Here is a 5,460-nt window from a genome sequence, read left to right as displayed (position 1 = left end):
ATCTCCATAAAAATGAAATACAAAAAGAACTTAAAACTGCTGACTGGGATATGGACGCCGCTGAAAAAGGCGGTTATGAACATTTTATGTTGAAAGAAATTCATGAACAGCCTACAGCTATAAAAACAACTATTGCCCCCCGTATTATAGACGGACTTCCGAATCTGGAGGAATGCGGAATAACTCCTGAAAAGCTTAAAAGCTTCCGCCAGATTTTCGTTGTTGCCTGCGGTACTGCCATGCATGCCGGACAGGTGGGCAAATATGTTATAGAAAAACTTGCTAAAGTACCGGTGATTGTTGATATTGCGTCAGAATTCAGATACAGAGAACCTCTTGTAAACGACAAGGATCTTGTTATAATTATTTCCCAGTCCGGAGAGACTGCCGACAGTCTGGCGGCTATGCGTCTTGCAAAATCCTTGGGCGCTCAGACACTTGCAATAGTAAACGCCAAGGGAAGCTCTATTGCAAGAGAGGCAGATATGCTGATTTATACGCATGCCGGTCCTGAGATAGCCGTAGCCTCAACCAAGGCGTATATGGTACAGATTGCAGTTATGTATCTTCTGGCATTTGAACTGGCACTGGCTACCGGAGAAATTGATGAAACTGAATGCAGACGGCTGACTGCTCTTTTGCAGAAAACACCGGAATACATCGAACAGATACTGGAAAATAAGGAAGATACCCAGTATATCGCTTCTTCACTTATTACTGCTGACAGCCTGCTTTATATAGGAAGAGGTCTTGACTATGCTCTTAGTATGGAGGGATCATTGAAGCTTAAGGAAATTTCCTATATCCATTCTGAATCTTATGCCGCCGGAGAACTCAAACATGGCACTATTTCACTGATTTCCGACGGAATGCCTGTTATTGCTGTTGCTACCCAGACAAAGCTGTTTGACAAAACAGTAAGCAATATTAAGGAAGTCAAGGCAAGAGGCGCTAAGGTTATTATGGTATGCCGTGATTCTTATACTCCTGAAAAGGATGTGGCTGACTATAAGTTTGGTCTGCCTGATATTGACGATATTTTAATGCCTATGATCGCAGTTGTTCCATTGCAGCTTATCGCTTATTATACTTCTGTTTTGAAGGGAAATGATGTTGATAAGCCCAGAAACCTTGCAAAATCTGTAACAGTTGAATAACTTCTGTGCAAAGCTTTATGATGTTTACTGAAAATGAGGACTGAAAAATGATATTTAAAAAAATTGCAATGATTTTAACCGCTTCGGCTCTGATCCTTTCTTCTGCCGTTTCATTTTCCGTTTGTGCTGAGTATACGGATGATGAAGATACAGTCTATGAAGATGATGTGTCATCCGGTGAGGAAGAGGAAAGCACTATTACCAGTGAGGACGGTACTTATGAATATACTGTCGCAGAAAATGACGACGGTTCTCAATATGCCGTTCTGGAAACTTATCTGGGAAATGATACCGATGTTGAGATTCCTTCGGAAATTGACGGTATAAAGGTTCAGGAAATCGGTGATTATACTTATTATGAAAAAGATAATATAAAGACAATTTTTGTACCGGCAAGTGTTGAGGATTTCGGACTCTTTTCTTTTTACGGCTGTACTTCCCTGACTGAATTCAAGGTCGATGATAATAACGAAATTTACAAAGCTGTTGACGGAATACTTTTCGGCAAGGATGATCTGGTTATTTTCTGCTGCCCTCCCGGAAAGAAGCTAACAAGCTATACTGTTCCGGATACAGTTGTAGCAATTGCCAGCAGTGCATTTGCTGTGTGTCAGGAGCTTGAAAGCATAGAGCTTCCTGACAGCCTTAAATATATAAAGCTGTATGCATTCTCTGAATGTACTAAGCTTGATAATGTTGTGATCCCTGAGGGGGTCGAAGAACTTGAGGACTTTACATTTTCAGGCTGTACTTCCCTTTCAGATATCACTTTACCGGAAGGTTTGACAAAAATTGACGGTGCTGTATTCTATAGCTGTGAATCACTTTGTAACATTGAATTTCCGGAGTCCCTTTATTCAATAGGTCAGGGAGCATTCGTGTCAACCGGATTTGATTCAATAGAAATTCCTGAAACTATAATTGAAATCGGATACAGTGCTTTCGGATTTTATACGGATCAGGCAGGGGAAATTACTCCAATGGACGATTTTACCGTTTACGGCTATGAAGGCTCATACGCCCAGACATACTGCAATGAAAATGAGGTTACATTTGTTGCAAAGGAAGAAACTGTTCAGGAGGAAGAATCAGGAATAAAACCCGGAATTATTGTTGGAATATGTATCGCTGCTGTAATAATTATAGCAATCGTTATTATTATAGTGTATAAATTCAAAAATACCGATTATGATGACGATGATCGTGATATCGGTGATTATGAAGATTATGATGACGATGATAACAATGATGACAGCAGGGAAGCAGAAGACGATCCGGAAAGCAGCAATAATGAAAATGAGGAAAACAATGATGAAGCTTAAATTTATAAAAAGAACATCAGTACTTATGGCATTAGTCTGCGCAGTTTCATGCTGGGGCTTTTCTGCATTCGCTGAAGGTACTGCTGAATCTGATGACAACACATTTACAGACGAGGTTATGACATATAAAAAAGTTGACGGCGGTGTGTATATCTCTGACTGTGACTCAAATACCAGTGCTGTAAATATTCCTGAGGAAATTGACGGATATAAAATAATAGGAATAGATGAAAATGCTTTTTCTGACTGCTCAAAGCTTACTGAGCTTAGTATCTCTGATTCTATTCAGTATATCGGAGAATCAGCTTTTGCCGGCTGTACCTCACTTGAAAAGGTGAAGCTACCGGACGGACTTGCAAAAATACCTGATAAGGCATTTGCTCTTTGCAATTCTCTGAAAGAAATAGAAATTCCTGAAACGGTTACGGATTTCGGCGATTATTCTTTCAGCTACTGCGAAGATCTGACATGGTTCAAAATCCCTGATACCGTAAAAAATATCGGAAATTATACCTTTGCATACAGTGTGCTGGGTGAATCTCTGGAAATTCCGGAAGGTGTGGAAACTATTGGAAGTCTTTCGTTTTACTATTGTCAGGGACTGAAAACAGTTAATATCCCTTCTACATTAAATTCAATTGGTACTCTTGCGTTCCTGGGCTGCAATGATTTAGCTGAATATACTGTGGCTGAAAATAATGAATATTACCGTGCAGAAAACGGAATTTTGTTTTCAAAGGACAATACCGGACTTATCAGCTATCCTGCCGGTAAAACAGATGCTTCATACGATTTTCCCGATACTATAGAATATACGGCGGAAGGTGCTTTCTTCGCCAATACATATATATCGGAAATAAATCTGAATGAAAATATTATGGAACTGGGTGAAGCAACCTTTTCTAACTGTACGGCACTCACTTCAATGGTGATTCCGGAAGGCATTGCAAGTCTGCCGGGAAGCCTTTTCTGTGACTGTAAATCACTCAGAGAGGTGACAATTCCCGATTCTGTTACTTATATAGGAGAATATGCATTTCTGGAATGTACTTCTCTGAAAAGTATTACGATATCTGATAATGTAACCGAAATCGGTGACAATGCCCTTGGATTTACAGATGATGAAGACGGTAATTTTGAAAAGCTTGACGGTTTTGTGATTAAAGCTAATTTTGATACGGCTGCAAGAACCTATGCAAAAAATAATCATATTTCTATAGAGTATCTGGACGGAAATAAGGATATGCCAATTATTATTGGTCTTATCGCTGCCGGAATTGTTATAGCAGCTATAATTGTTGTCGCTGTAATTGTTATTATCAAACGAAAGAAAAAATCAAGCGAATATTATGAAAATTAATTTTGCCCCGCTTTTTATTAAGCGGGGTAAAACTTTTGGTAGGAAATTTTGAAAATAAAAAGGTATTGACAAAATTAAATTAATAATATATACTAAAAGTAACTTTATTTTTAAGGAGACTGATTATGGATTCTGACGGGAGTCAAATTATTTTTATTGTTTTACTTATTTTTTTCGTTATTGCCAAGTGCTTTTATGCTGCATGCGAATGCGCTGATATTGAAGTCAATGACTCCAAAATCAGGAGCCTTGCTGAAAAAGACAAAAGATATGAAAGACTGGCAAAACTGACGGCTAAACCTCTTAAAATGATTGTCTCATTTTCTATGGGGAAAACCGTGTTTAATGCAGTTATAACAGTGCTGGTGGTGATACTTTGTGCTGAACTTATTAATGGCACACTGTGGGTTAAAATAATTGCTACAGCAGTGATCGTTCTGGGGGCGGCTGTGATTATAACTGCACTGACAGAAATCCTTCCCAGAAAACTTGTGAGCAAAAATATTGAAAAGTTTGCTGCTGCAACAGTTGTTCCGGTTGAAATATTTATGCTGCTGCTTTCGCCTTTGAGTGCATTGGCATATGGAATATCGGCTGTGTTCTGCAGATTGTTTTCCGTTCCTATATCCTCTCAGAAGGATACCGTTACTGAAGAGGAAATCAGACTTATGGTGGATGCCGGAAATGAAACGGGAGTGCTGGAAGAAAGTCAGCGTGAAATGATAAACAATATTTTTGAGTTCGGCGATGCTGATATCTCGGATGTAATGACTCACAGAAAAGATATCTGCGCTGTTGAAGTGGATTCCAAAATCGGTGATATTGTGTATCTCGCTATTAATGAGGGCTATTCAAGAATACCTGTTTATCAGGAAACAGTCGATAATATAATAGGTATTATTTATGTTAAGGATTTGCTTTGTCTGGTTGGCTGCGAACATTCTGAAGACTTTACGGTACGGCAGTTTATGAGAAAGGTTATGTATCTTCCGGAAACCTGTAAGTGCAGTGACGCTTTTGAAAATCTTACAAAGGAAAAGGCTCAGTGTGCAATTGTGGTTGATGAGTACGGCGGAACCGCTGGCTTTGTAAGTATGGAGGATATTCTTGAAGAAATTGTCGGAAATATTCAGGATGAGTATGACGACGAAAAAGCCGAAATTGTTCAGATTTCTGACGGAGTGTACACAATTTCCGGCGATACACACCCTGATGATGCGGAAGAACTTCTGGGAATTGAGCTTCCAAAAGATCATAATTATGATACAATGAGTGCATTTATTGTGGATCTGCTGGGGAGAATTCCTGAGGAGGACGAAACTCCGTCTGTAAAATACGGAGATACTGAATTTACAGTTCTTCTGACAGAGGATAACTGGATTTCAAAAATTAAAGCGGTCTGTCAGAAAACTGAAGAAGAAACTCAAAAAGAAGATTGATTTTAAACCGCTTTAATAAGCGGTTTTATTTGTTTCTCAGAGCAGTTTTTACAATTTGAATGCTGAATTTCAATTATTTATTGTAATATGCTACAAACTTTATCAAACCGGTTGACAAAGCAAAGCGGAGGTGATATAATAATAAAGCTGTCGAACGAGAGAGAGCGAAAGCGAAGGAAGTC

Annotated in this window: 4 protein-coding genes; all 4 read left to right on the top strand. The window is 38.9% G+C overall.

The annotated features are described in order from the left end of the window. Nucleotides 1–1,157, top strand: a 1,157-nt coding sequence (gene glmS / locus ACI4WO_RS09505; RefSeq protein WP_439807325.1) for a glutamine--fructose-6-phosphate transaminase (isomerizing), incomplete at its 5' end; no start/stop codon positions are given. Between the two features lie 47 nt (nucleotides 1,158–1,204). Then, nucleotides 1,205–2,479, top strand: coding sequence for a leucine-rich repeat protein (locus ACI4WO_RS09500; protein WP_439807324.1), 1,275 nt, complete (start codon nucleotides 1,205–1,207; stop codon nucleotides 2,477–2,479). After that, nucleotides 2,448–3,839 carry a leucine-rich repeat domain-containing protein gene (locus ACI4WO_RS09495; protein ID WP_439807323.1) on the top strand — a complete coding sequence of 464 codons (1,392 nt, stop codon included), beginning with the start codon at nucleotides 2,448–2,450 and terminating at the stop codon, nucleotides 3,837–3,839. The genes ACI4WO_RS09500 and ACI4WO_RS09495 overlap by 32 nt, the downstream gene beginning before the upstream one ends. A gap of 125 nt (nucleotides 3,840–3,964) precedes the next feature. After that, the gene (locus ACI4WO_RS09490; protein ID WP_439807322.1) at nucleotides 3,965–5,278 is read left to right on the top strand and encodes a hemolysin family protein; all 1,314 of its coding nucleotides are present in this window, start codon (nucleotides 3,965–3,967) and stop codon (nucleotides 5,276–5,278) included. Nucleotides 5,279–5,460: the final 182 nt, after the last annotated feature.

This window comes from Porcipelethomonas sp., from assembly GCF_051893655.1.
Classification (GTDB): domain Bacteria; phylum Bacillota; class Clostridia; order Oscillospirales; family Ruminococcaceae; genus Porcipelethomonas.
Note: the sequence above shows the minus strand (reverse complement) of the source record. Positions and strands in the feature narration are given on the sequence as shown.